16 protein-coding genes and 1 other annotated feature are annotated in these 15918 nt (G+C 36.9%); of the genes, 13 read left to right on the top strand and 3 right to left on the bottom strand.

The features are described 5' to 3' along the window. Positions 1-134: 134 nt before the first annotated feature. Positions 135-323: a 50S ribosomal protein L28 gene (gene rpmB / locus A194_RS0108010; RefSeq protein WP_017186334.1), complete on the bottom strand. Its 189-nt coding sequence runs from the start codon at positions 321-323 to the stop codon at positions 135-137. A 196-nt stretch (positions 324-519) separates the two neighbouring features. On the opposite strand from rpmB, the gene A194_RS0108005 reads away from it, so the two are divergent. The 3 genes from A194_RS0108005 to A194_RS0107995 all read left to right on the top strand — a co-directional run bounded on the left by A194_RS0108005 (position 520) and on the right by A194_RS0107995 (position 4395). Next, a complete protein-coding gene (locus tag A194_RS0108005) occupies positions 520-879 on the top strand; it encodes an Asp23/Gls24 family envelope stress response protein (protein WP_017186333.1) in 360 nt (119 codons plus the stop codon). Positions 880-909: 30 nt separating this feature from the next. Further along, positions 910-2574, top strand: coding sequence for a DAK2 domain-containing protein (locus tag A194_RS0108000; protein WP_017186332.1), 1665 nt, complete (start codon positions 910-912; stop codon positions 2572-2574). A gap of 326 nt (positions 2575-2900) precedes the next feature. Then, positions 2901-3144: a binding site (T-box leader), on the top strand. 90 nt (positions 3145-3234) lie between these two features. Further along, complete coding sequence (locus A194_RS0107995; protein ID WP_017186331.1) at positions 3235-4395, top strand: MFS transporter; 1161 nt, start codon at positions 3235-3237, stop codon at positions 4393-4395. A 71-nt stretch (positions 4396-4466) separates the two neighbouring features. Here A194_RS0107995 and A194_RS0107990 read toward each other — a convergent pair whose 3' ends face one another. After that, positions 4467-5729, bottom strand: a complete 1263-nt coding sequence (locus tag A194_RS0107990) for an NCS2 family permease (RefSeq protein WP_017186330.1) — start codon at positions 5727-5729, stop codon at positions 4467-4469. A gap of 157 nt (positions 5730-5886) precedes the next feature. Between A194_RS0107990 and sdaAB the strand changes: the two genes are divergently transcribed. The 9 genes from sdaAB to rnc all read left to right on the top strand — a co-directional run bounded on the left by sdaAB (position 5887) and on the right by rnc (position 13938). Next, entirely contained in the window at positions 5887-6576 is a 690-nt protein-coding gene (sdaAB, locus tag A194_RS0107985) for an L-serine ammonia-lyase, iron-sulfur-dependent subunit beta (RefSeq protein ID WP_272942207.1), read from the top strand. Between the two features lie 21 nt (positions 6577-6597). Further along, entirely contained in the window at positions 6598-7482 is an 885-nt protein-coding gene (gene sdaAA, locus A194_RS0107980) for an L-serine ammonia-lyase, iron-sulfur-dependent, subunit alpha (RefSeq protein WP_029425083.1), read from the top strand. Positions 7483-7488: 6 nt separating this feature from the next. Further along, positions 7489-9525: an ATP-dependent DNA helicase RecG gene (gene recG, locus A194_RS0107975; protein WP_017186327.1), complete on the top strand. Its 2037-nt coding sequence runs from the start codon at positions 7489-7491 to the stop codon at positions 9523-9525. 70 nt (positions 9526-9595) lie between these two features. After that, on the top strand, positions 9596-10159 hold the full coding sequence (gene fapR / locus A194_RS0107970) for a transcription factor FapR (RefSeq protein ID WP_017186326.1): 564 nt from the start codon (positions 9596-9598) through the stop codon (positions 10157-10159). A gap of 14 nt (positions 10160-10173) precedes the next feature. Further along, entirely contained in the window at positions 10174-11187 is a 1014-nt protein-coding gene (plsX, locus tag A194_RS0107965; RefSeq protein ID WP_017186325.1) for a phosphate acyltransferase PlsX, read from the top strand. Beyond that, positions 11180-12124, top strand: coding sequence for an ACP S-malonyltransferase (gene fabD / locus A194_RS0107960; RefSeq protein WP_017186324.1), 945 nt, complete (start codon positions 11180-11182; stop codon positions 12122-12124). The genes plsX and fabD overlap by 8 nt, the downstream gene beginning before the upstream one ends. Then, the gene (fabG, locus tag A194_RS0107955; RefSeq protein WP_017186323.1) at positions 12124-12864 is read left to right on the top strand and encodes a 3-oxoacyl-[acyl-carrier-protein] reductase; all 741 of its coding nucleotides are present in this window, start codon (positions 12124-12126) and stop codon (positions 12862-12864) included. The genes fabD and fabG overlap by 1 nt, the downstream gene beginning before the upstream one ends. Before the next feature lie 35 nt (positions 12865-12899). Then, on the top strand, positions 12900-13133 hold the full coding sequence (locus tag A194_RS0107950) for an acyl carrier protein (RefSeq protein ID WP_017186322.1): 234 nt from the start codon (positions 12900-12902) through the stop codon (positions 13131-13133). Positions 13134-13260: 127 nt separating this feature from the next. After that, a complete protein-coding gene (rnc, locus tag A194_RS0107945; RefSeq protein ID WP_017186321.1) occupies positions 13261-13938 on the top strand; it encodes a ribonuclease III in 678 nt (225 codons plus the stop codon). Positions 13939-13988: 50 nt separating this feature from the next. Here rnc and A194_RS0107940 read toward each other — a convergent pair whose 3' ends face one another. Further along, positions 13989-14213 carry a DUF1128 domain-containing protein gene (locus tag A194_RS0107940; protein WP_017186320.1) on the bottom strand — a complete coding sequence of 75 codons (225 nt, stop codon included), beginning with the start codon at positions 14211-14213 and terminating at the stop codon, positions 13989-13991. A 160-nt stretch (positions 14214-14373) separates the two neighbouring features. On the opposite strand from A194_RS0107940, the gene A194_RS0107935 reads away from it, so the two are divergent. Further along, positions 14374-15918, top strand: a 1545-nt coding sequence (locus A194_RS0107935) for a chromosome segregation SMC family protein (protein WP_017186319.1), incomplete at its 3' end; no start/stop codon positions are given.

Raw genomic sequence — 15918 nt, 5'->3', positions numbered from 1 at the left:
AGCTTCCTAGATTTTTAGGAGGTATCGTCAGATCAATGATGGGACTCATTAAGAAGGATTAGGACGTAAAAAAGGGCTGGCTTAAAGGAAAAAAATCTTTTAAGCTTCAGCCCTTTTTACGTGTTCTGATCGCATTATACGCGTTGTACTTTACCAGATTTTAAAGCACGTGCAGAAACATAAACTTTCTGAGGTTTACCGTCTACCATAATACGTACCTTTTGTACGTTTGATTTCCATTTACGTTTGTTGGCATTCATCGCGTGTGAACGATGGTTACCAGTTGACGTTTTGCGTCCTGTCACTTGGCATTTACGAGCCATATAAAATCCCTCCTGCATCATCTCTTTTAAATCACTTTTCTACTTTATCATATGGCTACGAGTATTTCAACGATTGAATAACTTGTTTATCAAGTTTTTACACTTGACACGTTGTTCTCTTGTGAATACGCTTTTAAAATATGTTATGTTGTAGTAAAATAGCCATAGTCATGGTCACGAATCAAGGAGGATGGATATGTCAGTTGAATTTCAAAACAATTATGGTCAGGTAACAGTTTCCAAGGAAGTTATTTCTACAATTGCTGGTGGCGCAGCTATGGAATGCTATGGTATAGTTGGTATGGCTTCGAAAAAACAATTTAAAGATGGCTTGTCTGAAATTCTTGGTAAAGAAAATTTCACAAAAGGTGTTGTAGTCAGACAAGAAGATCGTGATTTAAATATTGATATGTATATTATCGTCAGCTACGGAACGAAAGTATCTGAAGTAGCTCACAACGTTCAAAACCAGGTGAAATATGCACTAAAGCGAATGGTTGGTCTAGATGTTGTATCAGTTAATATTTTTATTCACGGTGTACGCGTAACTACATAGAGGATTGTTGTGGATGAAGGAGGAAATAGTGTGTCTAATCATACTTTAAATGGTGAGAAATTCGCACAGATGATTTTGCTAGGTGCTAATCATCTATCTAATCAGTCACAGATGATTGATTCCTTGAACGTTTTTCCAGTACCAGATGGTGATACTGGAACAAATATGAATTTAACGATGACTTCAGGTGCGTCTGAAGTCGAAAAAGTAACTAATAACCATATAGGCGAAGTGGCGAACGCTTTAGCTAAAGGTTTATTAATGGGAGCAAGAGGTAACTCTGGTGTTATCCTTTCTCAATTGTTCCGTGGCTTTTCTAAAAGTGTTAAAGAAAAAGAAACTTTGACGACAAATGACATAGCACAAGCTTTAGAAGCTGGTGTTGAAACTGCTTATAAAGCGGTCATGAAACCAGTGGAAGGTACTGTTCTAACAGTTGCGAAAGATGCTGCTAAAAAAGGTGTAGAAGCTGCTGATTCAACTGATGACCTAATTTCGTTCTTTGAACAAGTATTAGAAGAATCAAAAGCTTCATTAGAGCGTACACCAGATCTACTTCCGGTATTAAAAGAAGTAGGAGTAGTAGATAGTGGTGGACAAGGTCTAGTGACAGTGTATGAAGGATTCTTAGCGTCATTGAAAGGTGAAGAAGTGCCAGAAGTTAGTTCTACTCCTTCACTTGATGATTTAGTAAGTGCTGAACACCATAAAATGCACCAAGATTTCATGGAGACAGAAGATATTGAATTCGGTTACTGTACTGAATTCATGGTTAAGTTTGAAGAAGATAAGTTAAAAGACAACCCATTCGATGAAGAACAATATCGTAATGAGTTAAGCGAACATGGTGATTCTTTATTAGTTGTATCAGATGACGAAGTTGTGAAAGTGCACATTCATGCTGAATATCCTGGTGAAGCGATGACACTAGGTCAAAAGTTTGGAAGCTTAATTAATATTAAGATTGAAAATATGCGTGAACAACATACATCAATTGTCGGGGAACAAACTAAAGAAGAATCCCCTGCTAAACGTCAAAATTTAGCTGTCGTAACAGTTGGTATGGGGGATGGAATTAAAGAAATGTTTGAAAGCCTGGGCGCAACAGTCGTCATTGAAGGTGGACAAACAATGAACCCAAGTACACAAGATATTGTTGGAGCAGTTAATAAGGCATATGCTGATCATGTACTAGTCCTACCAAATAATAAAAATATCGTGATGGCTGCAGAACAAGCTGAAGAATTAGCAGATGCTAACGTTAAAGTGGTGCCAACGAAGACAGTGCCTCAAGGTATGAGTGCCATGTTAGCACTGAATTTAGAAGCTTCTCTTGAAGATAATCAAAAAGCAATGACTGAAGCAATGCAGTTTGTTAAAACTGGTCAGATCACTTATGCAGTTCGAGATACACAAATTGACGGTCGTGAAATAGAAGAAGGTAATTTCATGGGCATTTTAGACGGCTCAATTCAAGCAGTGAACCGCGATAAAATGGAAGCGATCTATGAATTGTTAAACAACCTTGTTGATGATGAAGAAGATGAAATTGTAACTATTTTACAAGGTGAAGAAGGAACTGACGAAGAAGTAGATCAAATCGAAGAATATATCGAAAAGCATTTTGAAGAAATTGAAGTAGAAGTGCATAAAGGAAACCAACCGATTTATTCATATATCTTTTCTGTGGAGTAATATTATAATTTATATGCATTCAAAGGAGCCCAAGAAATTGGGCTCTTTTTATGTTTAAGCAGGCTACAAAATATTTGGCTTTAAAATGTGGCTCTAAAATATATGTTGGGGTAGTTTGTACAATATTACTTAAATGGTAGGATGTCTTTTACCTGAACCGTTGGTCAACTATGTGCTTCACCATGGAAATTTAAAATACATAATATCCTATGGCATAAATAAGAGGTGTCCTTAACAGGCATCAAAAGGGTTGATTTAGATCTTTTAAAAAACAAACTATTGTAATTTATTTCTGTTCATGATAATATAAGTGAAATTTTATATTAAAACATGCGATGATGAGAAGAAGTAAACGAGATTCAATCATGACAGAGAGCTCTTGTATGCTGAGAAAGGGTATGAAAATGTCGTTGAAACAAGTCTCTGAGCATCATGCTGGAATTGTAAAATGATAGTGTGACAGGTGCTCCTGTTATAGAGCGCGAGTAATAATTTGTACTTCAAAGGTTTATATGGCGACATATAATCAAAATGAGGTGGCACCGCGGATTTTATATTCCTGCCCTCAAGGTTAAGGCCTTGGGGGTTTTTTTGCATTTTTAATGAGGAGGGGATTAGATAATGAAGAGATTAGTTTCTTGAAAGTATTCTATTATCTTATTGTTCGGAATCGGCACTTCAAGTGTTGGTGAGTGGGTATATTTCATATCTCTTAATTTAATCGTATTAGAAATGACAGGCTCTCCTTTAGCCGTATCCATGCTTTATATCATTAAACCATTAGCTACATTGTGCACAAATATTTGGGCTGGTTCTTTTATTGACAGGTTGAATAAAAAGTATTTGATGATTTTACTAGACTTATTGAAAGCAACTTTAATATTTATTTTACCATTTTTAACGTCTTTAGGTTTTATTTATTTAATTGTTTTTTTAGTTAATGTAGCTAGCTCAGTCTTTGAACCAACATCGATGACGTATGTGACCAAACTAATCCCTTATCAAGATCGAAAACGGTTTAATTCCTTGTTAAGTTTAGTTACATCTGGAGCTTTTTTAATTGGACCTGCCATTGCAGGTGTTTTATTTATAGTTGGATCCCCTTATATTGCTGTCTATATTAACTCAATCGCCTTGTTAATCTCTGCAATCATAACTAGCTTTATGCCTAATTTGGAAAAAGACCATTTGCGTTCATTCAATCTAGGCGAACTATCCTTAAAATTAATTAAAAGCGATTTAGCACAAGTTATACAATACTCACGCTCGCATACTCAAGTAATGGTTATATATTTTTTATTTAGTTTTGTTATGATCATAATGGCTAGTGCGATCGACTCTCTTGAAGCTGCGTTCGCAAAGGAAGTCTTACTGTTGACAGACAGTGAGTATGGTTTTTTAGTATCGATAGCTGGTTCGGGTATTGTAATAGGGGCAATTATAAATTCATTAGTTGTTAATCATCTAAAGACTTTTGTTTTAATTGGTTTAGGTACTGTATTTGTTTCAATGGGTTATGTAATATACGCTTTTTCTGAGGTCTTTATAGTTGCAGCGTTTGGATTTTTCTTTTTGGCATTTTTTATTGCATTTGCAAATACAGGCTTTCTCACCTTTTATCAAAATAATATACCAATTGAAGTTATGGGAAGGGTAAGAAGTGTATTTGGGTTGTTTGAAGCAATGCTCATAATCTTACTAACGTTGCTTTTAGGTGCTATCGCTCATATGTTATCAGTTAAGACTGCGGTTATTTTAGGTGTTCTGACCATGTTTTTAATCTCTACCATTCTATTAACGATAAGTTACGATCTTCAATAAACAATGTGTTTAATGACACCGTTAACTTCTAAAAAATCCCTCCCTAGCGAACTTCGTTAGGGAGGGTTTACTTAAATGAAACCTTTAATTAAGAATTCGAGTAAAAACAAGCTAGAAATGATGATTAACAGTGGTGTTACTTCGTCTTTTCGGCCAGCTACAATTTTAACAATTGGATATGCAATGAAACCGAATGCCATTCCATCGGCTATGCTATACGTAAATGGAATCATAAACATAATTAAAAATGTAGGAAAAGCTTCGGTTAAATCGTCTACTTTAATATGCTTAATGTTTTGCATCATTAGTACACCGACTATGATTAAGATTGGACTGATCGCATTTGCTGGTATTAATGAGATGTAAGGTATTAAGAAGAACGTTCCTAAAAACATTATACCGATGACGATACTCGTCAGTCCTGTTTTGGCTTTCGCAGCGATTACTGCAGCTGTTTCGGCAGCTGGAATTGTCGGTGAAGTACCGAAGAAACCACTAAATGTAGCGGCAACGGCACTACTCTTATTCGCTTTGTGGAAAGCATCATGACGGTTTACCATATCCAATTGGCCGTGTAGTAATCCCATACTTTCAAAAATTAACACGATTGCTAGTGGTAAAACAGCAATCCAAAACGTTAATTCGAATATGTGATCGAAAGTAGGGAATACCATAAAGTTAGCAATACTTTCAGTTGTAATTGTCGTAGGTTCTGTGTCTAAGACGCCGAACATATAAGCAATTAATGTTCCAATTACCATTGTGATTAAAAAGTTCGCCGGAACATTTTTGACAAATAAAATCACACCGACAAGTAAGCAAAGTAAGCTAACAACAACATAAGGAGATGAGAAATCTCCTAATGCTATTATGGAATAATCACCACTTACAATTAACCCACCGTTTTCCAAGCCGATTAATACGAGGAATAATCCTAAACCGATTGTAATGCCATGTTTTAATGCATCAGGAATCGCTTTTTTAAACATCTTTCCTAATGGTGTAATAGCTGTTATTAAGAATATTAAACTTGCAACAACGACTACCCCTAACCCTTGTTCATAAGTGAAATCGTACTGTTGAACAATAGAGTATGCAAAAAGCGCATTAACCCCCATACCAGGTATGATTATGATCGGTACTTTAGCCCAAACACCGACTAAAATACAACCAACCGTACTCGCTAGTATAGTTGCAATCATAGCATCTTCTCGATTAATACCAGCATCACTTAAAATGGCACTGTTAACAACGACGATATAAACCGTTGTTAAATAACCGATTAAACCGGCAACGACCTCGTTTAACCAACGATTGTTAGGCCAATTTTTCATGAGTACTCCTTCTTTGTTTGTAAAGCCCTCGCCCACCCGAGTTCTTAAAACCCAAAGCATATTATAAATAGAAATTGAAAGATTATCAACACAATGAGTTTGAAACAAAACGAATAAGTGTTGGAATTTTAACGAATTAACGATAAAATGAAGATAGATAGAGGAGACAAAGGAGCGTGTCCGTTATGAAGTTAGATCTGTTTTTGATATTATCGGTCCAGTAATGATTGGACCCTCAAGCTCTCATACTGCAGGTGCTGCACGTATTGGGAAGATGGCTAGAGAATTATTCGGCCGTCAACCAGATTGGGCGAAAATTCATTTGTATGGGTCTTTTGCTAAAACTTATCAAGGCCACGGTACAGACGTAGCTTTAGTAGGAGGAATACTAGGGTTTAGCACGTATGATGAAAGAATAAAAGATGCTTTAAATTTAGCTAAAGAAGCGAATTTAGATATAGAGTTTATAGAAGAAGATGGGTCATCAGATCACCCTAATACTGCACGTATCCAAATGGGAGATGAAGATGGAGATTTTGAACTTGTCGGAATTTCTATTGGTGGTGGAAAGGCGGAAATTACAGAGTTAAACGGTTTTGAATTACGTTTAACTGGCCAATCACCGGCGATCCTTGTTATGCATAATGACCGTTTTGGAGCTATTGCCGCAGTTACGAACGTTCTAGCTGAGCATGAAATTAACATCGGTCACATGGAAGTAGCAAGGAAAGAAGAAGGAAAAGACGCGATGATGATTATCGAAACTGATGAAAGAATTCCTGACCACATTATGGATGAGTTGAATAAATGTGATCATATCATGCAAGTTGTTACAATCTCAGAATAAGGGGAAGGATTGAGTGTCATGTTGTTTAAACACGTCAGTGAATTAGTCGAGCAAGCAGAAAAATTAGAGGTTCCTATTTCAGAATTGATGATTAGGCAAGAAGTAGAAGAGACTGGAAAACCTAGAGAAGAGATCTTTGCTCAAATGGGTCATAATTTAGATATTATGGAGAAATCTGTTCATGATGGATTAGAAGGTGTTAAATCTCGCTCTGGCTTAACTGGTGGAGATGCTGTATTAATCCAAAAGTATATGGCTGAACAAGAAACGTTATCGGGTAACCTTTTATTAGATGTTGTTAGTAAAGCGGTTGCAACTAATGAAGTGAACGCAGCAATGGGTACAATCTGCGCAACACCTACAGCTGGTAGTGCAGGGTGTGTACCAGGCGTGTTATTTGGATTAAAGCCTCGCTTAAATCCAACGCGTGAACAAATGGTTCGCTTTTTGTTCACTTCAGGTGCATTCGGTCAAGTTGTAGCGAATAATGCTTCAATTTCAGGTGCGGCAGGTGGTTGCCAAGCTGAAGTTGGTTCTGCAGCAGGTATGGCAAGTGCAGCCGCTGTAGAAATGGCAGGTGGTACACCACAGCAGTCAGCAGAAGCAATGTCAATTACACTTAAAAATATGCTCGGCTTAGTGTGTGACCCTGTTGCAGGCTTAGTCGAAGTACCTTGTGTTAAACGTAACGCTATGGGATCCTCTCAAGCGATTGTATCAGCTGACTTAGCTTTAGCAGGTGTGACGAGTACAATTCCTACTGACGAAGTTATTGGAGCTATGTTTAGAATTGGTGAAAGTATGTCGCCAGCTCTTAAAGAAACAGCAGAAGGCGGCTTAGCAGCAACACCAACAGGAAGAGAATTAGCTAAAAAAGTTTTTGGACCTGCGATGGGAAGCGAGTGATCGAAATTGTTTAACGAACCAGTTAATCAAATACCAAGTGTCGGTGAAAAAACTCAAGAACAGCTAGCATTGCTAGATATTTTGAAAGTGGGAGATTTACTCTTCCACTTTCCTTTTCGTTATGACTTCTTAGAATTAAAACCGCTAGAAGAATTAAGTCATGAAGAAGTGGCTACAATTCAAGGGGAAGTTGTCTCACAACCGAATGTTTCGTTTTATGGTCGAAAAAAATCACGATTATCGTGCACAATTCAAATTGGAGTTGTCGCAGTTAAAGCCGTATTTTTTAATCAAGCTTTCTTAAAAGACCAGTTACAAGTTGGACAATCTGTCACGCTAACAGGAAAGTGGGATATGCACCGATTACAATTAACCGTGCATAAATTCCATCGCCAAAGTTTTGAAGAAGCAAGTTCAATTGAACCGGTTTACCATACAAAGGGTAAGTTAACGATTGCTCAATTAAAGAAGTTAATTAAGTATGCCTTGAAATCTTCTGTAGAAGAAATTGAAGAGATATTGCCGGAGAAATACCTACATAACTACAAAATTCCACAAAGACAGACAGCTGTTAAAGAGCTGCATCAACCATCTTCAAAATCGAGTTTAAAGCATGCAAAAAGAAGATTTATTTATGAAGAGTTGTTTTTGTTTCAACTAAAAATGCAATACATTAGAAGAGAAAATAAAGTTCAATCAATTGGAACACAAAAGCAGTATGACAACAGTGTATTAAAGGAATTTGTTAATCAACTGCCTTTTGATTTAACAGGTAGTCAAAAACGCGTGTTAAAAGAAATATTAGATGATCTAAATGGCGAATACCGAATGAATCGTCTTTTACAAGGTGACGTTGGTTCAGGTAAAACCGTCATTGCAGCAATTGCGTTGTATGCGACGGCTTTATCAAGTCAGCAAGGTGCTTTAATGGTCCCTACAGAAATTCTAGCTGAGCAACATGTGGAATCGTTAAATGACTTGTTAGGCGAACAGTTGAACGTTGAGTTGTTAACGGGCTCGATTAAAGGTAAAAAGCGTAAAGAGGTTTTAACAAGACTTGAAAATGGTGATGTTGACATACTCGTTGGTACTCACGCATTAATTCAAGATGAAACGATTTTTAAACAACTTGGATTAGTAGTCATTGACGAACAGCACCGCTTTGGCGTCAATCAACGTAAAACGTTAAGAGATAAAGGATTAACTCCTGATGTGTTGTTCATGACAGCTACTCCAATTCCTAGGACGTTATCCATTACATCTTTTGGTGATATGGATGTATCAGTAATTGATGAGATGCCAAAAGGGCGTTTACCAGTTGAGACGTATTGGGCAAAAGAAAATATGATCGAGCGCGTACATCAGTTTTTAATTGATCAAATTAATAAGGGACATCAAGCTTATGTCATTTGCCCATTAATTGAAGAGTCAGATCAGTTAGATATTCAAAATGCTGTCGATGTGTTTGAACAGTTAAACGCAACGATGCCTGATTCAATTCATGTTGGTCTTATGCACGGACGCTTATCAGCTCAAGAAAAGGAAGAGTTAATGAGACAATTTGCTAATAATGAAATACAATTACTCGTTTCAACTACTGTGATAGAAGTAGGTGTAAACGTTCCAAACGCGACGACGATGGTAATTTATGATGCTGAGCGGTTCGGATTGGCTCAACTACACCAATTAAGAGGGCGAGTAGGTCGTGGTAGTGAACAAAGTTATTGTATTTTGCTAGCTGACCCGAAAAGCGAGAACGGAAAAGAACGTATGCGCGTCATGACAGAGACAACAGATGGATTCGAGTTATCAGAACATGACCTGCAAATTAGAGGACCAGGGGACTTTTTTGGGAAAAGGCAAAGTGGCTTACCCGAGTTTAAAGTCGCTAATATCGTTGAAGACTATAGAGCACTAGAAGTGGCTAGACAAGATGCTGTAAATGTCATGAATGAAGGTAAATTAGAGTTAGACGATGAATATAGTAAGTTAAAACAACTTATCGAGTCCGATCCTTTAATTCAAGAACGAATTTTTGATTAATGATTGCATCTTACGCCAACGTATTATATATTACTATTAGGACCTAGTCATAAAACGGATGGTGGATAGCATGAAAAGAAAAAAGAAGGAAAGACAAGAAGAACTCATAAAGCTTATAGAAGACACACCATTTATTACAGATGAAGACTTAGCCAAGAAATTTGGTGTCAGTATTCAAACCATTCGTCTTGATCGCTTAGAATTATCAATACCAGAGCTTCGTGAACGTATTAAAGATGTTGCACAAAAACAGTGGGATGAAACAGTTAAAGCTTTACCTCTTGACGAAGTAATCGGTGAGGTTGTCAACTTAGAGCTTGATCAATCAGCTATTTCACTACTGGATATTAGTGAAGAGCACGTATTTTCACGTAACCAAATTGCAAGAGGGCACCATTTATTTGCACAAGCTAACTCGCTTGCAGTTGCTGTAATAGATGATGAACTAGCATTAACGGCAAATTCTGAGATACGTTTTACAAGACCGGTTAAATTACATGAACGAGTCATTGCTAAAGCATATGTTAAAGGTGATGACGATAAAGGACGAACGATTGTCGAAGTATCAAGTTACGTCGATCAAGAATTAGTTTTTTATGGAAAATTCCATATGTTTAGATCGACTGAACAATAAAAGGAGTCATGTTTATGAAGATTGCTATCGATGCAATGGGCGGAGATCATGCACCGAATGCTGTTGTAGAAGGTGCGAAACAAGCTATAGAACATTATAACGAATTATCAATTACACTTTATGGTGATGAAGATCAAATAAAACCTTTATTAGGTGATACATACGAACGAATTACAATTCACCACACGACAGAGAAGATTGAGAATGATGACGAACCGGTACGCGTCGTTCGCAAAAAGAAAAATGCATCAATGGTGTTAATGGCTGAAGCTGTTAAAAACAATGAAGCAGATGCTTGTATATCAGCAGGTAATACTGGTGCATTAATGAGTGCGGGGTTATTTAAAGTTGGTCGAATTAAAGGCATTGAACGACCAGCATTAACCCCGACCTTACCTACAATTGATGGGAAAGGCTTTTTACTATTAGATGTAGGAGCGAATGTTGATGCGAAACCACAACATTTATTGCAATATGCGATTATGGGTTCCATTTACGTTGAGAATGTACGTAACGTTCAAAAACCTAAAGTCGGATTATTGAATGTCGGCACTGAGGAGCAAAAAGGGTCAGAACTGACGAAAAAAGCTTATGAACTTATGTCAGATGCCCCGATTAACTTTATCGGAAATGTTGAAGCAAGAGACTTACTAGATGGCGTTGCTGACGTCGTTGTGACAGATGGTTTCTCAGGTAATATCGCGTTGAAATCAATCGAAGGTACAGCTTTGTCAATGTTTTCAATGATTAAGGATACGTTTACACAAAATATGAAAACGAAATTAGCTGCTGCAATGGTTAAATCAGACCTTAAAGGTATTAAAGATCAACTTGATTACTCAGAATATGGAGGTGCTGGTTTGTTTGGACTCGCAGCACCAGTAATTAAAGCACATGGGTCTTCAAATGGACGAGCAATATTTAGTGCTATTAAACAAACATATGACTTAGTCGAAAAAGATGTTGTTCATTTAATTCAAAAAGATGTCGAGTCAATGGAGAGCGGGAAGGAGTCCAATGATGAGTAAATTTGCATTTCTTTTTCCAGGTCAAGGTTCACAAACTGTTGGAATGGGTCAAAGCTTTTATAGTGAATCAAGCGAAGTTAAAGAGAAATTTGAACAGGCGAACGACGTACTTGGCTATTCTTTAACAGAACTAATGTTAAATGGACCAGAAGAGGAACTGACGAAAACAGAAAACGCACAACCTGCTTTGCTATTAAATAGTGTAGCTATTTTTGAGCAGATTAAGAAAGCGAGAATTGAGCCAGCAATGGTAGCTGGACATAGCTTAGGTGAGTATAGTGCTCTTTATGCAGCAGGTGCTTTATCCTTTGAAGATGCACTGAAAGCTGTGCATGAACGTGGTAAGTTAATGGAGCAGGCTGTACCATCAGGGCAAGGTACGATGGCAGCTGTGTTAGGCTTGGATGATGATACAATTTTAAAGATCACCCAAGATATTACGAATAACGGCGCTACGGTAAATGTCGCGAATTATAACTGTCCAGGTCAAACAGTTATTTCTGGCACGGTTGAAGGAGTAGAGCAAGCTGTTGAGCAGTTGAAGGAAGCTGGGGCAAAACGAGCGTTACCATTAAACGTTAGTGGGCCTTTCCATTCACAATTAATGCAACCAGCAAGCGAAAAGTTCCAAAAAGTTCTTGGTGGAGTTGCCCTTCATGACGCACAAGTTCCTGTTTATGCTAACGTCACTGCAAAGCCAGTACAAGATGCTAGTGAAATTAAACAATTGTTAATAGAACAATTGTATTCACCAGTACAGTTTACAAAGACGTTAGAAAATATGGTCAATGAAGGTGTGGATGCTTTTGTTGAAGTAGGACACGGAAAAGTTTTATCAGGTTTAGTGAAGAAAGTCCATCGTCGTGCGAAAGTATTTAACATACAAGATGTTGATCAATTAAATGAGTTTATTCAATGGGCTAAGGAGGAATCTTAATGTTAGAAGGTAAAGCGGCACTTGTTACAGGTGCTTCGCGTGGTATTGGTAAAGCGATTGCTATTGAACTTGCAAAGCAAGGTGCCAATGTCGTCGTAAACTATGCTGGAAGTAAGGATAAAGCAGAAGCTGTAGTTGATGAAATTAAGCAGTTAGGTCGAGATGCTTTTGCCGTTCAAGCGAATGTCTCAAACTCTGATGAAGTAAAAGATATAATTAAACAAACAGTTGACCATTTTGGTTCGTTAGATATTTTAGTTAACAACGCAGGTATTACGCGTGATAATTTACTTATGCGTATGAAAGAAGAAGAATTTGATGAAGTCATTGATACGAACTTAAAAGGAGTATTTAATTGCATTAAAGGTGTTACGCGTCAAATGATGAAGCAACGCTCAGGAAAAATCGTTAACGTAGCTTCAATTGTTGGTGTAACAGGTAATCCAGGACAAGCTAACTATGTTGCTGCTAAATCAGGTGTAATTGGTATGACGAAATCAGTAGCTAAAGAGTTAGCTGCGCGCAATGTTAATGTGAATGCTGTAGCTCCTGGTTTTATTGCAACTGATATGACTGACGAATTGTCTGATGAAGCTAAACAACAAATGTATAATTTAATACCGTTAGACCGTCTTGGTGATCCTGAAGATGTCGCTAAAGTTGTGCGCTTTTTAGCCTCAGACGATGCGAACTATATGACAGGTCAAACGATTCATGTAGACGGTGGAATGGTAATGTAATATAATTAATTACGCTTTGAAGGGAGGTGAACAACATGGCAGACGTATTTGATCGTGTAAAAAACATTATCGTTGAACGTTTAGACGTTGATGAGTCAAAAGTAACTGAGAGTGCTTCTTTCAAAGATGACCTAGAAGCAGATTCATTAGATGTTGTTGAATTAGTCATGGAACTTGAAGATGAGTTTGATATGGAAATTTCTGATGAAGAAGCAGAGAAAATTAATACAGTAGGTGATGCTGTTAATTACATAAACAGCACCCAGTAACTTAAAAAAAGGGGGATGGCAAAGTAGTCATCCTCATTTTCTATTTTAAATGCTTAAAATTGAATACATAAGCAAAGTATAAATACATGTAAGTATTGTTCTCAAGTTAATAGAGAAGGTGGAACTTATGGATTGTAAACATTTTCAACAAAAATTTAATATTCAATTTAACAATGAAGATTTATTAAAGCAAGCTTTCATGCATACATCATATGTGAATGAGCATCAGGATGATTCACTTGAAGATAACGAACGACTTGAGTTTTTAGGTGACGCGGTTTTAGAACTCACGGTGTCTCAACATCTGTTCCGAGCTTACCCAGACATGAGTGAAGGAGAATTAACGAAATTCAGAGCAAATGTAGTATGTGAACCGTCATTAGAACAATTTAGTCGTGAATTACAATTAAGTGATTATTTGCTTTTAGGAAAGGGAGAAGAAGCTTCTGGCGGTCGTGAGCGTCCTGCTATTTTAGCTGATGCTTTTGAAGCATTAATGGGTGCAATTTATTTAGATCGAGGGTTTGAAACAGCTTTGGATTTCCTAGAAGAACACATCTTCCCGAATGTTGAACCAGGTGCTTTTTCGCATGTGATGGATTATAAAAGCCAGCTTCAAGAACACGTCCAAAAAGATGGTGAATCAGTTGAGTACGAAATAGTTGACGAAATCGGACCAGATCATAACAGAGAATTTATTGCTTCTGTTACATTAAATGGAGAACGTATTGGAACAGGGAGAGGACGTTCAAAAAAAGAAGCTGAACAAGATGCGGCAAAAGAAGGGTTAGCAAAACTAACCTAATAGTGGACGAAAGAAACCCCAGCTAGACTGTACTCTAACTGGGGTCATTTTTATTGTTTACGATACTTTTTCAACTCAGTAATAATTGCGTTAATCTCCGCGACACTAACTTGCCCTTGAGCATTTAACATGTCATAAATATCTTTAATATCATGATAATGGTCTAAATCATAATCTTCTGGTTTTAAAATAGAAGCGTTTAATACTTGTAATTGTTTAGCTAATTCCTCGATAATATATTCCAAATTTTCATAACTTGGCTCATTTAAGTTCATGAATATCCTCCTAATCGTGTATTGCGTCCTTCTGTGAACCCTTAATTTATGATAAAATATACAGGTTGAAATGTTAAGTACATTATTACATATTACAAGATTGTTGTCATCGTATGATTATAATTAAAAATGTAGCATTTATAAGTAGGTGTTAGAAGGTATGTTTCTAAAAAGGTTAGAGACTGTTGGATTCAAGTCATTTGCCGAACGGGTGTCAGTCGACTTTGTACCTGGTGTAACAGCGGTGGTTGGTCCGAACGGAAGTGGAAAATCAAATATTACCGATGCCATTCGATGGGTATTAGGTGAGCAATCAGCCAAGTCTTTACGTGGAGCGAAGATGGAAGATGTTATATTTTCCGGAAGTGATACACGTAAAGGGTTAAACGTTGCAGACGTAACGTTAGTTTTGGATAATCGCGATCACCAACTTCCGATTGAATATGATGAAGTTGCTGTCACACGTCGAGTCTATCGTTCTGGCGATAGTGATTACTTAATTAATAAACAACCTTGTCGGCTTAAAGATATTACTGACTTATTTATGGATTCCGGGTTAGGTAAAGAAGCATTTTCTATTATAAGCCAAGGTAAAGTAGAAGAAATCTTATCTTCAAAGTCAGAAGAACGTCGTAGCATATTTGAAGAAGCAGCTGGTGTTTTAAAATATAAAAAACGTAAAGTACATGCACAAAAGAAACTGAGCGAAACACAAGATAATTTAAGCCGTGTAGAAGACATCATTCATGAAATCGAAGGTCAACTAGAACCTTTAGAAAAACAAGCTGAAACAGCGAAACAATATTTGGATTTACGAGACCAGTTAGAAAAAGAAGAAGTCTCACTATTAGTTGCTGAAATTGAAGCGATCCATACTGATTGGAATCATTTATTAAATTCCATTGAGCAGTTAAAAGAACAACTAGCAGCGGAAAAAGCAGTCATTCAGCAAGATGATGCGAATTTAGAAGAGAAACGCGAGATCATTCATTCTTTAGAGAAACAAATTAATAAATGGCAAGATGAAAAGTTATATTTAACGAAAGAAATTGAACAGTTAGAAGGGCAGAAGAATGTTTTAGCTGAACGGTTAAAACATTTTGATGAAAGTAAAGATAAACTTGAAAGTAATGTTCAAACCCATTCAGACCAAGTTGACCAAATCAAACTTGATATTGAAGACCATGAAGCCCGACTAGCTGTTATGCAGTCTTCACGTAATGAAACGAAACAACAAATTAAAGCTTTAAAAGACAGGTTAGCATCTAGTGAAGGAAACATTGAGGAAACCATTGAACAGCATAAGGCTGAATATATTGATTTGTTAAATGAACAGGCAGCTAGTCGTAATGAGAAGCATTCAGTGGAAAAACAACTCGAACAAATTGAAGAACGTAAGAACCGTCTAGATGACCGGTTTGACCAAATGCTTCAAGATCGTGAAAACTTACAAACTGAGTTCAGTGAATATGAACAACAAAAAGAATCGTTTGAACAACAGCTTACAGATGTTAAACAAGCTTATGAACGTTTAGAAACAGAATTAAAAGATCAACAAGAAACGATCAATACAGATGAAGAGAAATTAAACCAAGCCTACCGCATTATTGAACAGTTACGTTCAAAGAAAGAAATGCTTGAGGATATGAAAGAGTCATATAGTGGCTTCTATTATGGTGTTAAAGCGATCTTACAAGCTAAAGAG

Origin of the sequence: Alkalibacillus haloalkaliphilus C5, from assembly GCF_000269905.1 — a bacterium.
Lineage (GTDB): Bacteria > Bacillota > Bacilli > Bacillales > Alkalibacillaceae > Alkalibacillus > Alkalibacillus haloalkaliphilus_A.
The sequence above is the reverse complement of the archived record's forward strand: the minus strand, read 5'-3'. Positions and strand labels throughout refer to the sequence as shown.